At 69.9% G+C, this 18,460-nt stretch carries 22 protein-coding genes and 1 tRNA gene; 8 read left to right on the plus strand and 15 right to left on the minus strand.

Features of this window, described 5'->3' with window-relative positions; all coding sequences use genetic code 11:
• Nucleotides 1-45: 45 nt before the first annotated feature.
• The gene (locus tag K1X59_RS16095) at nt 46-2,049 is read left to right on the plus strand and encodes a bifunctional lysylphosphatidylglycerol flippase/synthetase MprF (protein WP_258566883.1); all 2,004 of its coding nucleotides are present in this window, start codon (nt 46-48) and stop codon (nt 2,047-2,049) included.
• Nucleotides 2,050-2,085: 36 nt separating this feature from the next.
• Here K1X59_RS16095 and tet(42) read toward each other — a convergent pair whose 3' ends face one another.
• Nucleotides 2,086-3,372, minus strand: coding sequence for a tetracycline efflux MFS transporter Tet(42) (gene tet(42), locus K1X59_RS16100; protein WP_258566884.1), 1,287 nt, complete (start codon nt 3,370-3,372; stop codon nt 2,086-2,088).
• Nucleotides 3,373-3,442: 70 nt separating this feature from the next.
• Here tet(42) and K1X59_RS16105 point away from each other — a divergent pair, with 70 nt between their 5' ends.
• Nucleotides 3,443-4,060, plus strand: a complete 618-nt coding sequence (locus tag K1X59_RS16105) for a TetR/AcrR family transcriptional regulator (protein ID WP_183150792.1) — start codon at nt 3,443-3,445, stop codon at nt 4,058-4,060.
• 20 nt (nt 4,061-4,080) lie between these two features.
• Here the strand turns inward: K1X59_RS16105 and arfB are convergent, their stop codons facing one another.
• The 3 genes from arfB to K1X59_RS16120 all read right to left on the minus strand — a co-directional run bounded on the left by arfB (nt 4,081) and on the right by K1X59_RS16120 (nt 5,726).
• On the minus strand, nt 4,081-4,521 hold the full coding sequence (gene arfB / locus K1X59_RS16110) for an alternative ribosome rescue aminoacyl-tRNA hydrolase ArfB (protein ID WP_220173577.1): 441 nt from the start codon (nt 4,519-4,521) through the stop codon (nt 4,081-4,083).
• Between the two features lie 55 nt (nt 4,522-4,576).
• Nucleotides 4,577-4,652, minus strand: a tRNA-Met gene (locus tag K1X59_RS16115).
• Nucleotides 4,653-4,739: 87 nt separating this feature from the next.
• A complete protein-coding gene (locus tag K1X59_RS16120; protein ID WP_183150793.1) occupies nt 4,740-5,726 on the minus strand; it encodes a YafY family protein in 987 nt (328 codons plus the stop codon).
• A 62-nt stretch (nt 5,727-5,788) separates the two neighbouring features.
• Here K1X59_RS16120 and K1X59_RS16125 point away from each other — a divergent pair, with 62 nt between their 5' ends.
• Both K1X59_RS16125 and K1X59_RS16130 read left to right on the plus strand, forming a co-directional pair.
• A complete protein-coding gene (locus K1X59_RS16125; RefSeq protein WP_183150794.1) occupies nt 5,789-6,835 on the plus strand; it encodes an ABC transporter ATP-binding protein in 1,047 nt (348 codons plus the stop codon).
• Nucleotides 6,832-7,611, plus strand: a complete 780-nt coding sequence (locus K1X59_RS16130) for an ABC transporter permease (RefSeq protein ID WP_183150795.1) — start codon at nt 6,832-6,834, stop codon at nt 7,609-7,611. Before K1X59_RS16125 ends, K1X59_RS16130 begins: the two co-directional genes overlap by 4 nt.
• Before the next feature lie 215 nt (nt 7,612-7,826).
• Here the strand turns inward: K1X59_RS16130 and K1X59_RS16135 are convergent, their stop codons facing one another.
• The 7 genes from K1X59_RS16135 to K1X59_RS16160 form a co-directional block, all read right to left on the minus strand.
• A complete protein-coding gene (locus K1X59_RS16135; RefSeq protein ID WP_183150796.1) occupies nt 7,827-8,501 on the minus strand; it encodes a DUF6716 putative glycosyltransferase in 675 nt (224 codons plus the stop codon).
• Nucleotides 8,498-9,094 (minus strand): DUF6716 putative glycosyltransferase, encoded by a 597-nt coding sequence (locus K1X59_RS16140; RefSeq protein WP_183150797.1) that lies wholly within the window; start codon nt 9,092-9,094, stop codon nt 8,498-8,500. The genes K1X59_RS16135 and K1X59_RS16140 overlap by 4 nt, the downstream gene beginning before the upstream one ends.
• The gene (locus K1X59_RS16145; RefSeq protein WP_183150798.1) at nt 9,091-9,963 is read right to left on the minus strand and encodes an N-acetylneuraminate synthase family protein; all 873 of its coding nucleotides are present in this window, start codon (nt 9,961-9,963) and stop codon (nt 9,091-9,093) included. Before K1X59_RS16145 ends, K1X59_RS16140 begins: the two co-directional genes overlap by 4 nt.
• A gap of 94 nt (nt 9,964-10,057) precedes the next feature.
• Entirely contained in the window at nt 10,058-11,218 is a 1,161-nt protein-coding gene (locus tag K1X59_RS16150) for an acylneuraminate cytidylyltransferase (RefSeq protein WP_220173578.1), read from the minus strand.
• Nucleotides 11,219-11,809: 591 nt separating this feature from the next.
• Entirely contained in the window at nt 11,810-12,169 is a 360-nt protein-coding gene (locus tag K1X59_RS21745) for an alpha-2,8-polysialyltransferase family protein (RefSeq protein ID WP_258566885.1), read from the minus strand.
• Nucleotides 12,166-12,573 carry a hypothetical protein gene (locus K1X59_RS21750; RefSeq protein ID WP_258566886.1) on the minus strand — a complete coding sequence of 136 codons (408 nt, stop codon included), beginning with the start codon at nt 12,571-12,573 and terminating at the stop codon, nt 12,166-12,168. The genes K1X59_RS21745 and K1X59_RS21750 overlap by 4 nt, the downstream gene beginning before the upstream one ends.
• The gene (locus K1X59_RS16160; RefSeq protein WP_220173579.1) at nt 12,570-13,550 is read right to left on the minus strand and encodes a glycosyltransferase family 2 protein; all 981 of its coding nucleotides are present in this window, start codon (nt 13,548-13,550) and stop codon (nt 12,570-12,572) included. Before K1X59_RS16160 ends, K1X59_RS21750 begins: the two co-directional genes overlap by 4 nt.
• Before the next feature lie 406 nt (nt 13,551-13,956).
• Between K1X59_RS16160 and K1X59_RS16165 the strand changes: the two genes are divergently transcribed.
• The gene (locus K1X59_RS16165; protein WP_220173580.1) at nt 13,957-14,901 is read left to right on the plus strand and encodes a hypothetical protein; all 945 of its coding nucleotides are present in this window, start codon (nt 13,957-13,959) and stop codon (nt 14,899-14,901) included.
• Nucleotides 14,902-14,910: 9 nt separating this feature from the next.
• Complete coding sequence (locus K1X59_RS16170) at nt 14,911-15,216, plus strand: DUF4229 domain-containing protein (protein WP_220173581.1); 306 nt, start codon at nt 14,911-14,913, stop codon at nt 15,214-15,216.
• Nucleotides 15,217-15,231: 15 nt separating this feature from the next.
• Here K1X59_RS16170 and K1X59_RS16175 read toward each other — a convergent pair whose 3' ends face one another.
• The 3 genes from K1X59_RS16175 to K1X59_RS16185 are packed head-to-tail and all read right to left on the minus strand — an operon-like array spanning nt 15,232 to nt 16,925.
• A complete protein-coding gene (locus tag K1X59_RS16175; protein ID WP_183150801.1) occupies nt 15,232-16,206 on the minus strand; it encodes a 1,4-dihydroxy-2-naphthoate polyprenyltransferase in 975 nt (324 codons plus the stop codon).
• Nucleotides 16,207-16,257: 51 nt separating this feature from the next.
• The gene (locus K1X59_RS16180; RefSeq protein WP_183150802.1) at nt 16,258-16,548 is read right to left on the minus strand and encodes a DUF4287 domain-containing protein; all 291 of its coding nucleotides are present in this window, start codon (nt 16,546-16,548) and stop codon (nt 16,258-16,260) included.
• A gap of 14 nt (nt 16,549-16,562) precedes the next feature.
• Nucleotides 16,563-16,925, minus strand: coding sequence for a cupin domain-containing protein (locus K1X59_RS16185; protein ID WP_183150803.1), 363 nt, complete (start codon nt 16,923-16,925; stop codon nt 16,563-16,565).
• A 45-nt stretch (nt 16,926-16,970) separates the two neighbouring features.
• On the opposite strand from K1X59_RS16185, the gene K1X59_RS16190 reads away from it, so the two are divergent.
• Together K1X59_RS16190 and K1X59_RS21755 are read left to right on the plus strand one after the other, a co-directional pair.
• Entirely contained in the window at nt 16,971-17,681 is a 711-nt protein-coding gene (locus tag K1X59_RS16190; RefSeq protein WP_258566887.1) for a hypothetical protein, read from the plus strand.
• A complete protein-coding gene (locus K1X59_RS21755; RefSeq protein WP_258566888.1) occupies nt 17,672-17,995 on the plus strand; it encodes a helix-turn-helix transcriptional regulator in 324 nt (107 codons plus the stop codon). The genes K1X59_RS16190 and K1X59_RS21755 overlap by 10 nt, the downstream gene beginning before the upstream one ends.
• On the opposite strand, the gene K1X59_RS16195 is transcribed toward K1X59_RS21755, so the two are convergent.
• Nucleotides 17,996-18,454: an Lrp/AsnC family transcriptional regulator gene (locus tag K1X59_RS16195; protein WP_183150804.1), complete on the minus strand. Its 459-nt coding sequence runs from the start codon at nt 18,452-18,454 to the stop codon at nt 17,996-17,998.
• Nucleotides 18,455-18,460 lie beyond the last annotated feature (6 nt).

The raw sequence follows: 18,460 nt of genomic DNA on the forward strand, positions 1-18,460 counted from the left end.
CGCCGCGCCGTCGCCGTCATCCGGCGGATCCCGGCGACGCTGACCATGGTGCTGCTGATCCTCGTCGTCGGGGTGGTCTGGCACGGGCTCTGGGCACCGTTCGAAGACACGCCGCTGTTCCCGACCGTGGCCTACGGCTTGCCGAACCTCGCTGCCGGAATGTGGTGGACCCCGCTGACGGGCACGTTCTTCGTCAACCAGCCATGGGTCTACGTCTTCACGATCGCCGGTTTCTGGGGCATGGCCTACCTGGAGTTCCGCCGCGGGTCGAGGGTCGCGCTCGCGTACTACGGTGTCGGGCAGCTCTTCGCCATCTTCGCGACCGCCCTCCTGCTGCTCGTGCTGTCGCAGTTCCCGTGGGCATGGGCCACCGAACAGGCGCAGGCGCTCGATGTCGGAGCGTCCGGCGGCACCATGGCGTGCATCGCCGCGGCCGTCGGCCTGTTCCGCCCGCCATGGCGGGTGCGCGCCTGGCTCATCCTGCTCGGCTTCGTGTTCATCGCGATGCTGTTCTGGGGCAAGGTCGCCGACCTCGAACACCTGCTCGCGGTGCTGCTGATCCTCGTCGTCGATCGCACCCTGCGCGTGCGGCACACGACCGTCCGTGAGCAGAGGCTGATCGCGGTGGTCTCGATCCTGGTCCTCGGGGCGGTCGAGATCATCACCACCTTCGTTCCGACGGACGGACCGTTCGGGCCGACCGATCCGGCGTCAGGCGGCTTCATCGACCTCGCGATCGACCTCGTGGTGATCCTCGTGCTCGTGAACGGGCTTCGTCGCGGTCGGCGCTGGACCTGGGTGCTCGCCCTCCTGCTCGGACTGTTCAACGTTCTGGTGGCGGCGCTCGTGCTGACCCTCATCACGGTGTTCAGCCAGGCCCAGCTCGACCTCCGCTGGGACGGCGAGACCGAGCTCGCGCTCGCGAACGGCTTCCTCTGGCTCGTCATGCTCATCTATCTGGTGTGGGGGCGTCATGCGTTCCGCGCACGGCGCAGGGCGAAGCTCGCGCTCCAGCCGGCCCCGACGACGGATGACATGAAGCGGGAGCTGCGCACGCATGGGGGCGGCACCCTCTCGTGGATGACCACGTGGGAGGGCAACAGCTACGCCAGGGTCGCCGGCGGCATCGTCGCGTATCAGCGCCGCAACGGCGTCGCGCTCGCCCTGGCAGACCCGATCGGACCGGCGGATGCGCGCGCCGAAGCCGTCGCCGACTTCATCCGCACCGCCGAACTCGCCGGGCTCGTCCCCTGCTTCTTCAGTGCGGATGAAGCCACGCGCGCCGCCGTCCCGTCCACGTGGCGCAGTCTCGTCGTGGCGGATGACACGATCGTCGACCTTCCTGGACTGGAGTTCACCGGCAAGCGGTGGGGTCCCGTGCGCACCTCGCTCAACCGGGCGGGGCGCGAGGAGATGACCTTCCGCCTGACGCAGCTCAAGAAGGAGCCCTGGGGCGTACAGCAGCAGTTGCGCGGGATCTCGGAGGCGTGGGTCGGCGACAAGGATCTGCCGGAGATGCGGTTCACGCTCGGAACCCTCGACGAGGCGGAAGACCCGGAGGTGCGCCTCGCCCTGGCGATCGCTCCCAACGGCGACGTCGACGGCTTCCTCTCCTGGCTCCCCGTGTACGGCGGCGACGGCGCGGTGCGGGGCTGGACCCTCGACCTGATGCGGCGACGCGAGGGCGGCTTCGGCCCGGTGATGGAGTTCCTGATCGGCTCGTCGGCGAAGCAGTTCTCCGAGGAGGGAGCGCAGATCATGTCGCTCTCCGGCGCCCCGCTCGCCCACGACTACCCTCCGGACGCGGGCGTGATCGCCGCGCTCAGCGAGCGCCTGGCCGATGCTCTCGAGCCGGTGTACGGGTTCGGGTCGCTGCACCGTTTCAAGCAGAAGTTCCACCCGCGCTACGAGACCATGTACCTGCTGTTCCGCGACGAGAGCGACCTCACCCGGATCGGCGGGGCGCTCACGCGGGCGTTCCTGCCGGATGCGACGCTGCGGCAGTTCGCCGGAGCAGGGCTCGAGCTCGTGCGTGGAGGGAAGGACTGAGGGTCAGCGGACTCTCCCCTCTCCCCGGTCGCGCCCCTAGCCCACCGCATCCGCGAACTCGTTCGGCGCCTCGCCGGAGCGTGCCGCCATCGGACGCGTTGCGGTGTTCGCGATGTGCGCACGACTGACGACGACCAGCGCGACGATCATGAGCGCGACGCCGAGCCAGTACGGCGCGGCATGGCTGACCAGCGCGTACAGCGCTCCCGCGATCAGGGGAGCCACCGTGCCCATCGCCGCGTTCAGCGACTGGGTCGCACCACCGAGCCAGCCCTGCTCGTCGTCTCCGACGGCATTGGACATCGCTCCGTCCATCGCAGCCTGCGAGGCGCCCTGCCCCGCGGCGAGCATGAGGGCTCCGACGATGAACACCCAGGGCTGGGCGAAGATCGAGGCGACGATGGCGAGAGCCGCGAGGCCGATCATCTGCGCGACGATGCCGCTCACGATCACTCCCCGCTCGCCGATGCGCGGAAGCAGGATGCCGAGCAGCACCCCCTGGATGAGGATGTCGATGATGCCGACGGCCGCAGTGAGGAGTCCGATCTGCGTCGGGCCCCACTGCACGGCGTCGAGCGCGAGGACGCTGAAGTTGTTCACGAAGAAGCCGAACGGCAGCGCGAGCAGGCCGAAGCCGATCAGCAGCCCACGCAGTTCCGTGCGACCGAACGCGTCTGTGAAGACCGCGAACGGCTGCACGTCGCGCAGTCTGATCGATGTGATGCGGTTGCCGGGCTTGAGGCTCTCCGGAAGCAGGAAGATGCTGAGGATCGCGATCGTGAGGGCGACGGCGGCCGTGAGGAACACGGGGAGCTGGATGCTCACGGCGGCGAGGAGTCCGCCGATCGCCGGACCGATCATGGTGCCGATGCCGGAGAGGGCGCCGAGGAGCCCGAAGCGCTTCGCGCGCTGCTCTGGCGGAGTGATGTCGGCGAGGTAGGCGAAGAGGGCGGGGAGGTCTCCTGCCGTCAGGCCTTGGATGACGCGGGCGAGCACCAGGATCCAGATGGCGCCGCCGATGCCGAACAACGCCATCGAGAAGGCGGCGCCGAACGCGGCGACGATGATCACGGGCCGGCGGCCGAAGCGGTCGGACAGGCGCCCGAGGAAGGGTGCGGCGAGGAAGGCGCACAGCCCGTTGACCGCCTCGAGCACTCCGACCCAGATGGCGAGGTCGCTCTCCTGCGAGACGTACTGCAGCACGACGAACGGGAGGACGGGGAGGACGACGGTCATGCCGATGACCGTCAGCATCGTCAGCACGATGAGCATGATCCAGGCGCGGTTCTGATCGCGTCGAGTGAGGTGTTGAGGTGAAGTCATACCGAAAGTGTAGTGATACCAGTTTTGGTGTCAAGCCAGTTTTGGAGTTGGTTCACGCTATGCTGGGCGCATGACGAACACGGAGCCACTCGGACGACGCGAACGGAAGAAGGCCGCGACACGGAAGACGATCTCCGACGTCGCGACGAGGTTGTTCCTGGAACGCGGCTTCGACGACGTGAGCATCCGCGAGGTCGCCGACGCCGCCGACGTCTCACCGACGACGGTCTTCGCGCACTTTCCCCAGAAGGAGGCGCTCGTCTTCGACGAAGACGACGAGCAGCGCGACCGCCTCGTCTCCGCCGTGCGCGATCGCCCCGCAGGGAGCACGATCAACCGCGCGATCCACGACTTCTACGCCGCGGAACTCCGCATGAACGTCGACGAGCACGGCGACGAGGTCACCCGTACCTTCATGCGCTTCCTGAACGAGACCCCCGCGCTGCGCGACTACGCGGCCAAGATGTGGCTCCGACACGAGGACGCCCTCTCGGACGCCATCGCCGACGAACTCGGAGTTCCGGAGCCCACGGCCGAGATCCGCGTGTACGCGCGCTTCATCCTGCAGATGCAGCTTCTCGTCAATGAGAACGACGATCCGTTCGCCACCCTGGAGGCAGGGTTCGTCATCCTCGAGAACGGCTGGGCTCCGGTCGAGAGCGGATTCGCCCCCTCACCGAAGCACTGACGAACGCGCGCGAATCGCCGTCAGTCCTCGCGGGGGCGACGACGCAGGCTCTTGACGTCGGTGCGCCGCTGCTTCGCCTGCAGCCGACGCTCCTTCGACCCCCGACTCGGCTTCGTCGGCCGGCGCGGCGCGGCCGGGGGACGCAAGGCCTCGGCCACCAGGGCGACCAGCCGATCTCTCGCGGCATCCCTGTTGCGCAGCTGTGCGCGGTGCTCGGAGGCGGCGATCGTCAGCACTCCTCCGACCAGGCGTCCGCTCAAGCGGTCGAGGAGGCGGACCCGCTGCGAGGGCGACAGTGCCGCCGAGTTCGCGGCATCCCACACCAGCTCCACGCGGGAGTCCGCCGTGTTCACCCCCTGCCCTCCGGGACCGGAGGACCGCGAGAAGCGCCACGACAGCTCCGCCTCGGGGATCGTCAGACCCGCCGAGACGCGCAGTCCTGGACGATGGGCGGAGGGCATACCTCCATCATCCGGCCTCGGAAGCACGAGGTCGACCCGCACCACCCGAGAGAGTTGGACGCGACGGCGGGAGTCGAACCCGCAACGCCATCAGGTATGAACTGAAGCCCGGGACCGCCCGGATCGCCGCGATGGGAATGACGTTACCCGGCCGTGACCTGACCCGCCAGGACCGTTGCCTGAGATAACCCTATGAGTCTGCGGATGACGCGTTCCGGTCACCCGAGGTCTTCCGGAGCGGGGGCGTCCAGCGCACGCCGCAGCCGCTCGACGGCCTCCCGCAGCTCGGAACGATGCGGGTCCGACAGCGCGACCGTGTACTCGACCCCTTCGGGGATCCAGAGCAGCGCATACATCGCCTCACGCCAGTCGGAGCCGCCGAAGGGCCACCGCGTCCGATCCTGTCCGGCGGCCGAGGCCCCCTGCGACCACGGCCCGAAGCGGTCCTGCATCTCGGCGAGGGGCAGGTCCATCACCGCTGCGGCCTCGACCTTCTGCGGCGACCACGACGACGCGATCAGCACGCGCTCCTCGATCTCCTCCTCGCTGATCTCCCGACGGGCGAACAGCACGCGCGTGTGCTCGACCGCGACGATGCGGTCGACGCGGAAGGTGCGCCAGTCCGCGCGATCGAGGTCCCAGCACAGCAGGAACCACTTTCGCCCGGCGGGAGCGAGCGCATGCGGCTCGACGCGACGGATGCTCTCGCGCCCTTCGCCGTCGACGTACCGGAGGCGCAGGCGCTCGGTGTCACGGGTCGCGAGAGCGATCTCGCCGAGCACCTCGGGTGAGACCACCGGCCCGTCCCCGATCCGCGGCGCCTGCACGGATGCGGCGAGCGCGTTCACCCGCTGACGCAGCGCCGACGGCAGAACCTGCTCGAGCTTGGCGAGAGCCGTGAGCGTGACATCGGGGCCGCCCACCAGTTGCTGGGTGGCGGCGACCCGGAGCCCGATCGCCATCGTCACGGCCTCGTCGTCGTTGAGCAGCAGCGGCGGCACCGCGCTCCCGGCCTCGAGCCGATACCCTCCGGCCGCTCCCGGCGACGACTCCACGCGGTATCCGAGGTCACGCAGCCGGTCGACATCGCGACGAACGGTGCGTTCGGTCACGCCCAGCCGCGTCGCGAGTTCTGTCCCCGGCCAGTGCCGGTGCGTCTGCAGCAGGTTCAGCAGTGCGAGTGCGCGGGAGGTGGTGTCGGTCATGCGCCTCAGAATGCCAGACATCGCGGACAGGATCTGTCCGCAGTGGTTTCTACGCTCTCCCCATGAACGATTCCCTCATCGAGACCGAAGGCCTGACCAAGGTCTTCACCGTCAAGAAGACGCCGGTCAACGCCGTGACCGACGTCTCCTTCACCGCCGTGCGCGGAGAACTCGTCGCCTTCCTCGGACCCAACGGCGCCGGCAAGTCGACGACTCTGCGGATGCTCACCACGCTCATCCCGCCCACCTCCGGAAGCGCGCGCGTGGTCGGGCACGACATCCACACCGACGCGGCAGGAGTCCGCGCCCGCATCGGGTACGTCGGTCAACTCACCAGCGGCAGCTTCTCGCAGCGTGTGCGCGACGAGCTGCTCAGCCAGGGCGCCTTCTACGGGATGTCGAAACGCGACAGCATCCGCCGCGCCGACGAGCTGATCGCCTCGCTCGACCTCGCCTCGTTCGCCTCGCGGACCGTGCAACAGCTCAGCGGCGGCCAGAAACGTCGACTCGACATCGCCCTCGGACTCATGCACGCGCCGCCGCTCATCTTCCTCGACGAGCCCTCCACCGGACTCGACCCGCAGAGCAGGGCCAACCTCTGGGAGCACATCCTCGATATGCGCACGCAGCACGGCACCACGGTCTTCCTCACCACGCACTACCTGGAGGAGGCCGACCGGTACGCCGAGCGGGTGATGGTCATGGACAAGGGACGCATCATCGCCGACGACGACGCCGCCTCCCTCAAAGCCACCCTCGCCGGCGACGTGCTGACCTTCGGCTTCGCGGATGCCGCAGAGGCAGCGAGCGCCCGCGCCGTGGTCGCCCGCCTGAGCGCTGCCGACGTCACCATCGACGGCCCCTCGGTCTCGCTCGCGGTGCCCGACGGCGACCGACTGCTTCCGGTGGTCGTGCGCGAGCTCGACGCCGCGGGCATCCAGGTCCGCCGCGCGACGGGCGTGCCGCCGACGCTCGACGACGTCTTCCTCGCCCTCACCGGTCGCACGCTGCGCGAAGCCGGCGAAGGGACGGATGCCGCGGAAGAGGCATCCGACACGGAGCCGGCACCCGCCGCCCCCGAACCCCGCACGACAGGAGTCCGCTCATGACCACCACCGACACGCTCGTGCGACCGAACCTCGCGCGCGACACCAGGAACGTCCTGAGCCGCGAGCTCAAGCCCGTGCTCCGCGATCCGTTCACCCTGATCTTCAGCCTGCTGCAGCCGCTCGTCTTCCTCGGCCTGTTCGCCCCGCTCCTCATCGGCGACTCGGGGCAGCCGGCCGGAGAGACCCTGGCCTGGTTCGTTCCGGGAGTGCTCGTGATGATCGTGCTCTTCGGTACCGGGGCGACCGGATCGAATCTGCAGTACGAGATGATGACCGGCTCTCACGAGCGCACACTCGTGGCCCCGCTCGCGCGCTCCTCCCTGCTGGTCGGACGTGCGCTGAAGGAGATCGCGCCGATCGTGGTGCAGGCGCTGGTGATCGTGTTGATCGCCTGGCCGTTCGGGTTCGCGGCCGACATCCCCGGTCTGCTCATCGGGCTGGCACTGCTCGCCGTGTTCGGGGTCGGCCTTGGATCACTGTCGTACTCCCTGGCACTCGCCACGAAGGATCGGGAGTGGCTGTTCTGGGGTGTGCAGCAGTCGCTGATCTTCCCCCTGCTGATCCTGTCGGGGATGCTTTTGCCCCTCGATGCGGCCCCCGACTGGATGCAGGTCGTCGCCTCGGTGAACCCCGTCAACTGGGTCGTGCAGGCGGAACGCGCGCTCTTCGCGGGAGACCTCGGTGACGCGACCGTGCTCTGGGGATGGGTCTCGGCACTCGCCGTCGCGGTCGTCGGCCTGGTCGTCGGGGTCAGGGCCATCCGTCGCAGCAGTTGAGACCTGCGCGAGTGCCGCCGCGACCGAGCCCGGGCGCGGCGGCACTCGCGAGTGCCGCTCCGGGGTTGACCGGTGACGGGCGGACCCTTGAAGGCGGCTCAGCGCCGAAGAGAGTCGTGGAAAGGGTTGGGCTCGAGGGTGTAGTCGGTGGTGGGATCGGCCCAGGTGCCGCCGTCGGAGGGTGCCCGCCGCCCGCGCACGGCGGCGAGCGCGCGTCACCGGCGCTCCGATCGCGAGCGCCGTCGTGCCCCGCACCGTGCGGTCCTCGCCACCGAGGACGCTCGCCCGGTGCCAGGCCTCGTGCAGCGAACCGCCCCTGGCAGCCGCCACACGGCGCGCGGGAAGGGCCCCGAACGCCGCAGCGCCACGAGCCGCTCGACCCGCTCCCACCAGGTCGACTCCGCCTCGGGATGGAAGTAGTTGTCGCGCAGCCAGTCGGGATGCGGATGCCGGAACCGACCGGCGACGACCTCGCTGCGGCCGCCCAGCAGACCACTGCCGACGAACACCGTGTTCAGCAGGCTCTTGCTCACGCCGAACGAGTCGAGGGCGATCACGGGCACGCCGAGGGCGGTGGCCTCGATCGCGGCCGTGGAGCTGACGGTGACCAGACCGGCAGCGGTCTCCAGCGCCGTGGCCATCGGCTCGTACGAGTAGACGAGGTTCTGCGGTCGGCGATGCGGCAACAGGTCCTGGTAGGGCTCGCGTTCGAGGTGCGTCTCCGACTCGCCCGGCCGGGACCGCAGCTTCACGACGACGCGGCGACCCGGCTCGGCCTGCGCCGCACGGACGAGCGTGGCCGCGATCTCGGCGCGCTCCGCACGGGTCGCGGGAACCAGTGCCTGTGCGGCGAACACGATGTCGGTCGCGGGCGGCCGCACCGGAGTCATGGGGCCAGGATGTTCGGCGACCGCGACACCTCCGCCTCCCCGACGACCGCTTCCACACGGACCCGCTCCGGTCGCAGCATCCGCTGTCGCCGTCGGGCGAACGGGAGGGTCGCGAGCGCCGTCGGCACCTGCACGCCGATGCGTCGGCCGAGCTCCTCGAACGCCCGCACCTCGCGATGCGAGTGGAGGATCAGCAGGTCGGTGTACCTGCGGTAGTCGAGTGCACCGCGTTGCGCGGGGATGGCCATGCCGGGAAGCCCGGAGACGGTGACCGGCCGGTGCTCCAGCGCATCGATCATCCGTCCCATCAGTCGCACGAACGGGCCGCGACCGGCGAGCACGACCACATCGGGGCGCTGCCCTGCGAGCCAGCCGGCCGCTTCCGCGAACGAGACGCGGGTCACGTCGTCCGGCCCGAGAGCCGTGCCGGCGAGGGCGGTCCGCTCCTGCGCGGCGCTGACCGTCAGCGGGGTGCGTACGAGCAGCAGGTGCGGCCGCAGACCGGGGACGGTGCCCAGCAGCGCCGCCGACCACTTCACGAACGAGTCGGCGTCGGCGATCGCGACGACCCGGATGCCCGCGGCGTCCGTCATGCGGGTACGCGGCGGAGTTTCGCCATCGGGGCCTGCTCGCTGTCGAACACGCGCTTGACCCCGTCGCCGACGGCGCGCTCGATCACTCGGATGTCGCGGACCAGGTGCTCGAGACCCGTCGGCTCGAGCGATGCCGCGTGATCGGAGCCCCACATCGTGCGGTCGAGGGTGATGTGCCGTTCGACCGCGACGGCCCCCATCGCCACTGCCGCGAGGGAGATCTGCAGGCCACGCTCGTGTCCGGAGTAGCCGACAGGGATGCCGGGATACCGGTCGCGGAGCGTCGCGATCACGCGCAGGTTCGCCTCCTCCGGCTCGAGCGGGTAGGTGGAGGTCGCGTGCATCAGCACGACACGGTCGGTGCCGAGCGTGTCGAGCGCGCGGTCGATCTGGGCGATGGTCGACATCCCCGTGGAGAGGATGACGGGCTTACCGGTCTCGCGGAGAGCGAGCAGCAGCTCGGTGTCGGTGAGGCTGGCGGAGGCGACCTTGTGCGCGACCACGTTCAGGTCTTCGAGGAACTCGACGCTGGGGACGTCCCACGGCGAGGCGAACCAGTCGAGTCCGAGCATCGTGGCGTGGTCGCCGATCGCGACGTACTCGTCGTGGCCGAACTCGACGCGGCGACGGTAGTCCAGGTAGCTCATGACACCCCAGGGCGTCTCCCGGGGCACGTCACGCATGTGCTCCGGCGTGGAGATCTCCGGCGTGCGCTTCTGGAACTTCACGGCGTCGGCGCCCGCGCGGGCCGCGACGTCGATCAGACGCTTCGCGATGTCGACGTCGCCGTTGTGGTTGAGGCCGATCTCGGCGATGACGTAGGCCGGGCGGCCGCCGCCGATCACTCGCGAGCCGATGCTGACAGTCATGGTTCCTCCGGTCGTCCAACGCGGGTGCGATCCCCTCCCTCCTGACTACGGGCCGAGGGTGAACGCCGGGCGAAGACCGGGTTACCGATGTCGGTCAGCTCGACAACACCCGTTCGATCAGCTCTCGCACGGCGCCGTCGCCACCACGACGCCGCAGCACGACCCTGGCCTCCTCGCGCACGAGGGGATGCGCGTCGGCGACGGCGACCGGCCACCCCACGATCCGCATCGCCGGCAGATCGTTCACGTCGTTGCCGAGGTAGGCGATGTCGGCGAGAGCCACCTCGTTCTCCCTGGCCCAGTCGCGCAGAGCCGTCTCCTTGTCGTCGATGCCGTGCAGCACGGGCACGCGGAGCTTGGTGGCACGGGCACGGACGACGGGGTTGACCTCGGTCGAGAGGATCAGCAGCGGGATGCCGGCACGACGCAGCAGCGCGACGCCCATCCCGTCCTCGCGACTGACGCGCACCCGTTCGCCGCCATCCGCGTCGATGATCGCGGTGTCGTCGGTGTGCACGCCGTCGAAGTCGGTGACGACGGCGTGCACCGGGATCGGCTGCGGCGACTCGTACAGGTGTGCCAGCGCCCTGGCGATGCGGAGCTGTTCGGCATCATCGATCTCGATCGCGGTCCACTCCGGCACCGCCGCGATGCGGATCCGACCGAAGAAGCGATGCCTGTGCGTACGGAAGCCCTCGGCACGGAACACGTAGAACGCGCCGGTCTCGAGATAGTGCGGCTCTCGATCCTGTCGGCGTGGCCGCCGGTCGGCCTCATGGTTGACGGCCTCCGCCGAGCGCTCTTCCCCCTCTCGCCAGAGGAAGCCATAGGTCTCGTGCGCGGAGAAGACGCTGTCGGCGCGGTCCGCCCGCACCTCGTCGACGGCCGCGGAGAGCGCCTCGCTCGGGATGAACGGCGACGTCGCCTGCAGGAAGGCCACGGTCTCGACCCGGAGACCCGCCGTCTCGAGCTCGTCCAGCGCGTGCAGAAGCGCGCTCTCCGAGGTCGCGGTGTCGCCGGACAGCTCGGCAGGGCGACGGACGACCCGCGCCCCGGCCGCCGCCGCGACCGTCGCGATCTCGTCGTCGTCGGTGGAGACCACGACCAGATCGATGCCGGCCGCCGTCGCCGCCGCCCCGACCGCCCGCGCGACCAGGGGAAGGCCACCGACCCGCTGCAGGTTCTTGCGGGGCACCTGCTTCGAGCCGCCGCGTGCGGGGATGATCGCCACCGTGAGGGGCCCGTGCTCGTCCATGTCCTGCATCCTCGTCATCGTCCTCGTATCGCGCGCCAGGCCTGCCCGACGCGTCGCCGCGCACCCAGGGCGTTGAGGCGCCACTCCTCGACCCTGCCCACTCCGCCGGCCGGACGCAACGCACGGCGCAGCGCACTCTCCGTCGGCGCGCCGGGCAGCTGCAGTTCGGCGAGGCGACGCGGGGGAAGTATCGATCCCGTTCCCGCGGGTCGAGTCCGCGCAACAGCTGCTCCGCACGGCCGCGCAGGTGTCCGGCGATCACGGGCTGCATCGCATACCCGACCGCGTCGATCAGCAGCTGCAGTCGAGCAGGATCCGCGTATGGCGACGCCTCGCGCGTGAGGGCGTCGACCAGGACCGCGGGGATCCGATTGCTGTTCTCGTACGGCGTCAGCGCCGCCAGCACTGTCTCGCTGCCCGCGGAGCCGATGGCGCGACCGAAGAGAGTCTGCACGGTGGGGAGCGCCGTCGAGAAACCGGCCACGACGGCCAGGGCATCGAGGCGTTCGGCGAGCAGCTCCGCCGCCAGCGGGCCCCGGTATTCGACGAACTCGACACCGTGCGCGACCGCCTGCGCGCGCACCGCCGCGGTCACGAGGGAGGCGCCGCCGGGTGCGGCTTGAAGACGATCCGCTCCGGCGACCACCGCACCGCACGCTCGATCAGCCGACCCTGGAGATCGATCTCCTGCGCACGCGTCATCAGCCCGAGCGCCGAAAGGTACTGACCGAGCACGAGCACGGTCGTCGCTGCACCCTCTCCATCGACGGGATCGCCGGGGTCCGTCTCGTGCAGCGCCGCGGCGAAAGACGCCGACGACACCGGCACGACCTCGGCGCGAGGGGAACCCACCAGAGGCCGCACACCCGGCACGACGTCGGCATGCACGACACGTTCGACACGCGCGGCGACCGGGTACGGCAGGCGTACCCGCATCGGCGAATACGTCATGAGCCCGTCTCCGATGACCGTGATCCGCGCGTGGGGAACACCGTCATGAGCGTGCGGGCCGGCGCGACCTGCGGGCTCTGCACGAACAGCTCCAGCTCGCGCGGATCGAGGCGCCATGCGCGGGCGAGCAGCCGCTCGAGCAGGGGCAGGTCGCCGTCGGCCGGCTCCCACGAGCTCGGATGCACCGGGCCGAGCAGCTCCTCCAAGGGCTCCATGCGATCGAATCGGCCGCGCAGCGATGCCAGCACCGGATCCTCGCCGATGCCGGTGGCGGTCTCGGGCACCCGCGACGAGGTGAACGGCACGAGCAGCCGCTCGACACCGGAACCGAGAAGGCCCTGGTCGATCGCGGCGGCTGCCGTGGCGAGTCCATAGGCGCTGTGGAGCGCGAAGACCTGCGTCACGATGCTCGTCCGGCTTGACGGAGGATGCGAGCGAGCACCCGGCGCCGCGATCCGTCGAAGCGCGCCAGCACAGACGCGACCTCGGCGGCGGGGAGCCGGTGGAGCATGTCCCTGATGCCGGAGCGCATCTCGGCCCGCACGCGCGGGGCCATCCGCCGCGCCCGCACCAGGTGATGGGAGCTGAGCGCGAGCGCGGTCCACACGACCTTCGGCAGGAAGCGCTCGGCGTCGGGGTCGCGCTCGACCACGGCGATGACCTCGTTCATCGCTCGGGCGAAGTCGAGCTGCCGCCTGTCCCTGACCTGGGTGAGGGAGGTGCCGACACCCCGCCGATACAGCAGCGCGGGCGCGTCGACCACCGCGAACGACTCCGTCTGCAGGTGCAGCCGCCAGATCCAGGGGCGGTCCTCTGCCGTGAACAGCCCCTCGGGGAAGTCGGCCAGACCGCGGTCGATCAGGCGGCGGTGGAAGATCCCCGCCCACGCGTAGGGGTAGTCGACCATGGTGGACTCGGTCTCGGGCAGGATCGCCTCCCGGGGCGGCATGACCCGCTCGCGCCAGGGGCTCGGCGCACGTACGAGCGTCCGCTGCATGCCGGTGACCCTGACATGATCGGTGCGGAGGAAGTCGGCATCCGATTCCCGCAGCCGCGACGCCAGCACCTCGAGCCGTCTCGGCTGCATCCAGTCATCGCCGTCGACGAAGCAGAACGCATCGCCCTCGACATGCGCGAGGCCCTGGTTGCGTGCCGTCGCGAGACCTCGTGCCGTCGGGTTGCGCACCACCTCGGCATGCGGAAACCGCTGTGCGTACTGCCGCATGAGCATGCCCGTGTCGTCGCGGGACCCGTCGTCGATGGCCACGAGCTTGAGCGCGGACGCATCGTCGAACTGTCGCGTGAGCGTCTCGAGCGTCGTCCCGATGTACTCGCCGGCGTCCTTGGCGGGAAGGATGACGGTGACGAGGGGTGTGCGCACGGAACTCCTGGGGCAGACGGTGTCCGGGCATCGTGCCAGGCGTTCGTTGCCGGACGGCATCGCGGAGGTGAACGACCGGTGTCGGCGGACGGCGCGCCCCCGAAGACAGACTGAGGTGTGACCCCGTACCCGAACGGGGCCACACCTCCCAGTGCATCGCACTGCCGAACGCCTGACGTTCGGGGAAAGGGATCGCCGATGACGATCCCCTCCGTCTCGAGTTCCGCTGACCCCCATCAACGGACCTCGCGACGATCTCGTCGCCGCGCCCATCCCCCAGAGATGGTCGCGGCGGCACGGTAACATGATACATGTCAGAAGCTGTGAGTCTGAACGAATGCCGACAGTGCGCGCGTCGCCGCACGGCAGGTTCGCGCGAAGGCCGCATGTCGGCGACGATGGGAGCATGCTGTGGCCCTTCGGATCGACCTGGCGCCCGGTGCGGCAGAAGAGACGCGACACCGTCGATCTGCGTTGGCTGAGCGCCAGGACCTGGACCAGGCGCTGGTACCCGCAGGGCATCGATCTGGGCGAATGGCAGGGGCGACGGACTCTGGCCGTGAGCTGGTTCCGGCAGGATCTCGCCGGGACGCACCTGGCCTCCCGTGTGACGCTCGTCGACCTCGAGCGCTCGCGGCACCTGGACATCCTGCTCACCGTCCCTGGCGACGGCGACGGCGACGGCGATGGGGACGAGCTCGAGCCCGCGCCGATCCACGCCGGCGGACTCGCCTGGTTCGAAGACAGGCTCTTCGTCGCCGCGACGCGACGCGGCATCTGGGAGTTCGACCTGTCCGACATCCGCACGGTGCGCGGAGCCGTCGCCCAGCGCCTCGCCGGCGCGCGTCCACGCGGCGGGCGGACGACCGCCCTCGTCGCCGTGCGCACCCGCGTGCATGCGGTCCCCCTGCGCTGCTCGTACCTGGGGCGGGTGTTCGACGACGCAGGCACCCCTCTGCCGCGCGTCCTCATCGGCGAGTACCTCCGGGACGACACCGGGAGGATCGGCGAGTTCACGATTCCCGACGCCGGGAGCGCGGGATTCGCCGAAGAGGATGTCTTCACCCCGGGAATCGCGCAGATGCAGGGCGCCGTCCGCTGGGCGGACCGCTACTTCGTGTCGCAGTCGGATCATCTGCGCCCCGGCGCCCTGTGGAGCGGTCGACGCGACGCGCTGCTCAGGGAGCGCATCCCGTTGCCGGTCGGGTGCGAGGATCTGGCGCTCGACCTCGACGCCGGACTCCTCTGGTCTCTCGGCGAGCACCCCTGGCGCCGGGTGGTGCGCGGCATCCCGCTCGCGCGACTGGGCGTCGACGGCGGGCACACAGAGTCGACCGAGAGGCGAACGTAGACTGGAGGGGTGAAGAAACCCGCGCCGATCCTCGTCTACACCGTGCTGCGGCTGCTGGCGTTCCTCGTTCCGCTCGCGATCCTCTGGGTGTTCTTCCCGATCTTCCGGGAATTCTGGTGGCTCGCCGCGATCTTCGCCGCGCTCATCGGCATGAGCATCTCGATGCTGTTCCTGCGCACGCCGCTCACCGACGCCTCCGCGCGACTGCAGGAGCGCCGCGAGAGCCGCACCTCGGGCGGCCAGGCCGATGCGGATGCCGAGGACCAGGCGATCGACGACACGAGCACGTCCGTCGACGAAGACCCCCGGTCCTGACGGTTCGGCTCGGACTCAGCCGACGAACGCCCAGAACAGCGCGCCGGCGTAGAGCAGCGCCGTCAGCGATGTGAGCGCGAGCGCGGTGACGAGTTCCTTCGGCTGGCGGTAGGTCCAGACGATGAGGATCGCGGGCAACCCGGCGAGGAGCGCCAGCAGCGAGAGCCACGCGATCGGGAACAGCAGCGCGAGGAACACCGCGATCGCGAACGGAGCGAGCACGAAGAGTGTGAACAGCACCTGCGTGGCCCGACGGCCGATCAGCACCGTGAGGGTGCGCTTGCCGACCTCGCGGTCCTGATCGATGTCGCGCAGATTGTTCGCCAACAGCACGGCGCATGCGAACAGACCGGCCGCGATCGCCCCGAGCCAAGCCTGCTGCGGCAGTTCGAACGCCTGCACCCAGGTGGTGCCGAGGGTCGCGACGAGTCCGAAGAACACGAACACGAACACCTCGCCCAGCCCGTAGTAGCCGTACGGTCGCTTGCCCCCGGTGTAGAACCAGGCGGCGACGATGCACGCGGCTCCGACGGCGAGCATCCACCACTGCCCCGTGCGCACCACGATCGCGAGTCCGACCAGTGCCGCGAGCGCGAAGAACACCAGCCCGATGACCAGCACCGTGCGCGGCGCCACCCGCCCTGACGCGGTGAGTCGCGCGGGCCCGACGCGGTGGGCGTCGGTGCCGCGGATGCCGTCGCTGTAGTCGTTCGTGAAGTTCACGCCGATCTGGAGCAGCACCGCGACAGCGAGGCACGCGAGCGCGATGACCCAGTGGAACTCGGGTCCTGTGCTGCGGGCGGCGCCCGTGCCGATGACCACCGGGGCGATCGCGAGCGGCAGGGTGCGCAGGCGCGCCGCCCCGATCCAGTCGGACACCGTGACCGGCCCCGCTTCGACGACCGGACGCTTCGCGGGGTTGCCGCTGGTGCGGGCCGGGGTGCGCTTCGCGCTCGGGGTCTTCTTCTTGCGCTGTGAGGATGCTGCCACCCACGGAATCCTAGTGGCCGCACCGATGGCCGACCTCCGCGGGCCGCGGGATCAGGTGTTCGGGTTGCTGTCCTTGCCGTCGAGCCAGAGCGTGTTCGACGCATCGCCGTGCGCTCCGCCCGTGCCGACGTGCTTGTCGCTGATCTGCGGACCCTTGGTGATCACGTGCACGAGCGCCATGGCGTGCCCCTGACCGAGCTGGTAGTCCTCTTTCAGCCACGCGACGATGGGCGCAGCCTTGGTCGTCTGGTCGAACCCCTTCTCGGTGGCGCGTTCGATGAACTGCCGCGGAGTGAGGCCGGTCTTGGTCTCGATGTTGTCGAGGTATGCCTGGAAGGACATGTGTGCTCCTGTGCTCAGTCTTCGTCGAGGAAGGTCTGGATGATGGTCGCGGACGCGTGGATGCCGATGATCGTGAGGACGCCGTCACCCACGTTGGTGAAGCGGTGCGGGACGTAGGCGGGACCGGTCGCGGTGTCTCCAGCCCTGGCGACCAGAGTCTCGTCGCCGACGGTGATCGCGGCGACACCCTCGATCACCACCCAGGTCTCAGGATAGGGATGCCAGTGCAGTCCCGGACCCTCGCCCGGGTGGTTCTCCACGAAGAAGTAGGAGACGGCGGCGCCATGGTCCGCCCCGACGAACCGGCGACTGCGACCGGAGCCGATCCGGATGTCACCCGCGGCGACGACCACGGAGGGAGATGGTGTGCTGTTCATGGCTTCAGTCTCGACAGCCTCACGGACAGTCCCTAGAGTTTCGATGTGGATCGAAACATGCCGCCGATCGAGGGCGTCGAGCATCCCGACCACCGCGTCGAGTTCCACCTGAGCCCCGGCGACATCGAGGCCGTGCGGTTCGGCGTCTCCCCCGGTCACGAGCTGGCGCACGCGGTACGGGCACTCCGGCGCCCTGCCGCCAACCCGCTGCAGTGGGGATGGCTTCGGACGGTGCGCGACAGGCTTCCGCGTGACGACTTCGCGCTGCTGTCGACCGTGATCGGCGACGACGGCTACCTGCCCGACTTCCTGACGACCGCGCCGCGCTGGGACCTGACTCCGGAGGCCGAGCTCGAGGGACTGCGCGCCACGCCTGTCGAACCGATGCGCGTCGACTTCGGCAAGATGGTGCTGCGCTCGACCGGAGCCCGGCAGCAGGCGCTTCGCGAGATGCAGGCGCGTCCGGTGCGGGCACGCGCGATGATCGCCGACGCCTGGGCCGGGGTGTGGGATGCCGCGCTCGCCCCGGTATGGCCGCAGCTCGAACGCCTGCTGCGAGCCGACATCGCGGTCCGCGCCCAACGGATCGCGACCGGAGGCATCGCCGGGATGGCCGGAGAGCTGCACCGGCAGGTCACCTGGTCGGAGGGCGCGGTGCGGGTCTCGCTGCGGCGCCACAGCGAACAGGTCGACTGCCGGGGAAGCGGCCTGGTGCTGGCCCCTCTGTCATGTCCTCCTGGGGTTGCATGGTGCTGACCGAGCCTCCGGCGCAACCCACCCTGTTCTACCCGGCCCGCGGCGTCACCGCGGGGTGGGCCAGGGACACGGCCGACATCGCCGATGCTCTCGGCGCCCTGCTGGGACCAGCCAGAGCGGGGATCCTGCTCCGAGCGGGTACCGCCAGGACGACATCGCAGGTCGCCCGGGATGCCGGCCTCGCAGTATCGACCGCGTCGCATCACCTCGCCGTGCTCCGCGGAGCAGGGCTGGTCGCGAGCGAGCGCGCCGGCACCAGGATGCTGCATCTGCGCACCCCGCTGGGCGAGGCGGTGGTGGGCGCTGTGCTCTGACTACTCGGCCGAATCCACCGGGATGATCGGGCGGTGCTCGTAGTAGGTCTGCAGCACCACGGTCGTACGGGTGCTGACGTTGGCGGCGAGGCGCACATCACGGACGAGTTCCTCGAGCGCCCGCGGTGACGCGACACGGACGAACAGCATGTAGCTGGCGTCGCCGGCGATGGAGTGGCAGGCCTCGATCGCCGCGAGATGTTCGAGGAGGTCGGGGGCGTTGTCGGGCTGCGCTGGGTCGAGCGGGGTGATCTCGATGAAGGCGGAGAGCGGAGTGCCCACCTGCTCGGGGTCGAGGATCGCGCGGTATCCGGAGATCACTCCCCTCGTCTCCAACCTGCGCAGACGCGACTGCACCGCGGAGACCGATAGCCCGACGGCGTCGGACAGCTGAGAGAGGGTGGCGCGGCCGTCTCGGGAGATCGCGGCCAGGATCGCGCGGTCGACAGAATCATCCATAGCTGT

Source organism: Microbacterium sp. Se5.02b (assembly GCF_019464375.1).
In the GTDB taxonomy this organism is placed as follows: domain Bacteria; phylum Actinomycetota; class Actinomycetes; order Actinomycetales; family Microbacteriaceae; genus Microbacterium.

Excerpts from the sequence above, each read along its gene's own strand:
- K1X59_RS16095 (WP_258566883.1), top strand. The coding sequence starts at position 46 with ATGGTGCTGCTGATCCTCGTCGTCGGGGTGGTCTGGCACGGGCTCTGG.
- K1X59_RS16105 (WP_183150792.1), top strand. The coding sequence starts at position 3,443 with ATGACGAACACGGAGCCACTCGGACGACGCGAACGGAAGAAGGCCGCG.
- arfB (WP_220173577.1), bottom strand. The coding sequence starts at position 4,521 with ATGCCCTCCGCCCATCGTCCAGGACTGCGCGTCTCGGCGGGTCTGACG.
- K1X59_RS16120 (WP_183150793.1), bottom strand. The coding sequence starts at position 5,726 with ATGACCGACACCACCTCCCGCGCACTCGCACTGCTGAACCTGCTGCAG.
- K1X59_RS16125 (WP_183150794.1), top strand. The coding sequence starts at position 5,789 with ATGAACGATTCCCTCATCGAGACCGAAGGCCTGACCAAGGTCTTCACC.
- K1X59_RS16130 (WP_183150795.1), top strand. The coding sequence starts at position 6,832 with ATGACCACCACCGACACGCTCGTGCGACCGAACCTCGCGCGCGACACC.
- K1X59_RS16135 (WP_183150796.1), bottom strand. The coding sequence starts at position 8,501 with ATGACTCCGGTGCGGCCGCCCGCGACCGACATCGTGTTCGCCGCACAG.
- K1X59_RS16140 (WP_183150797.1), bottom strand. The coding sequence starts at position 9,094 with ATGACGGACGCCGCGGGCATCCGGGTCGTCGCGATCGCCGACGCCGAC.
- K1X59_RS16145 (WP_183150798.1), bottom strand. The coding sequence starts at position 9,963 with ATGACTGTCAGCATCGGCTCGCGAGTGATCGGCGGCGGCCGCCCGGCC.
- K1X59_RS16150 (WP_220173578.1), bottom strand. The coding sequence starts at position 11,218 with ATGGACGAGCACGGGCCCCTCACGGTGGCGATCATCCCCGCACGCGGC.
- K1X59_RS21745 (WP_258566885.1), bottom strand. The coding sequence starts at position 12,169 with ATGACGTATTCGCCGATGCGGGTACGCCTGCCGTACCCGGTCGCCGCG.
- K1X59_RS16165 (WP_220173580.1), top strand. The coding sequence starts at position 13,957 with ATGCTGTGGCCCTTCGGATCGACCTGGCGCCCGGTGCGGCAGAAGAGA.
- K1X59_RS16180 (WP_183150802.1), bottom strand. The coding sequence starts at position 16,548 with ATGTCCTTCCAGGCATACCTCGACAACATCGAGACCAAGACCGGCCTC.
- K1X59_RS16185 (WP_183150803.1), bottom strand. The coding sequence starts at position 16,925 with ATGAACAGCACACCATCTCCCTCCGTGGTCGTCGCCGCGGGTGACATC.
- K1X59_RS21755 (WP_258566888.1), top strand. The coding sequence starts at position 17,672 with ATGGTGCTGACCGAGCCTCCGGCGCAACCCACCCTGTTCTACCCGGCC.
- K1X59_RS16195 (WP_183150804.1), bottom strand. The coding sequence starts at position 18,454 with ATGGATGATTCTGTCGACCGCGCGATCCTGGCCGCGATCTCCCGAGAC.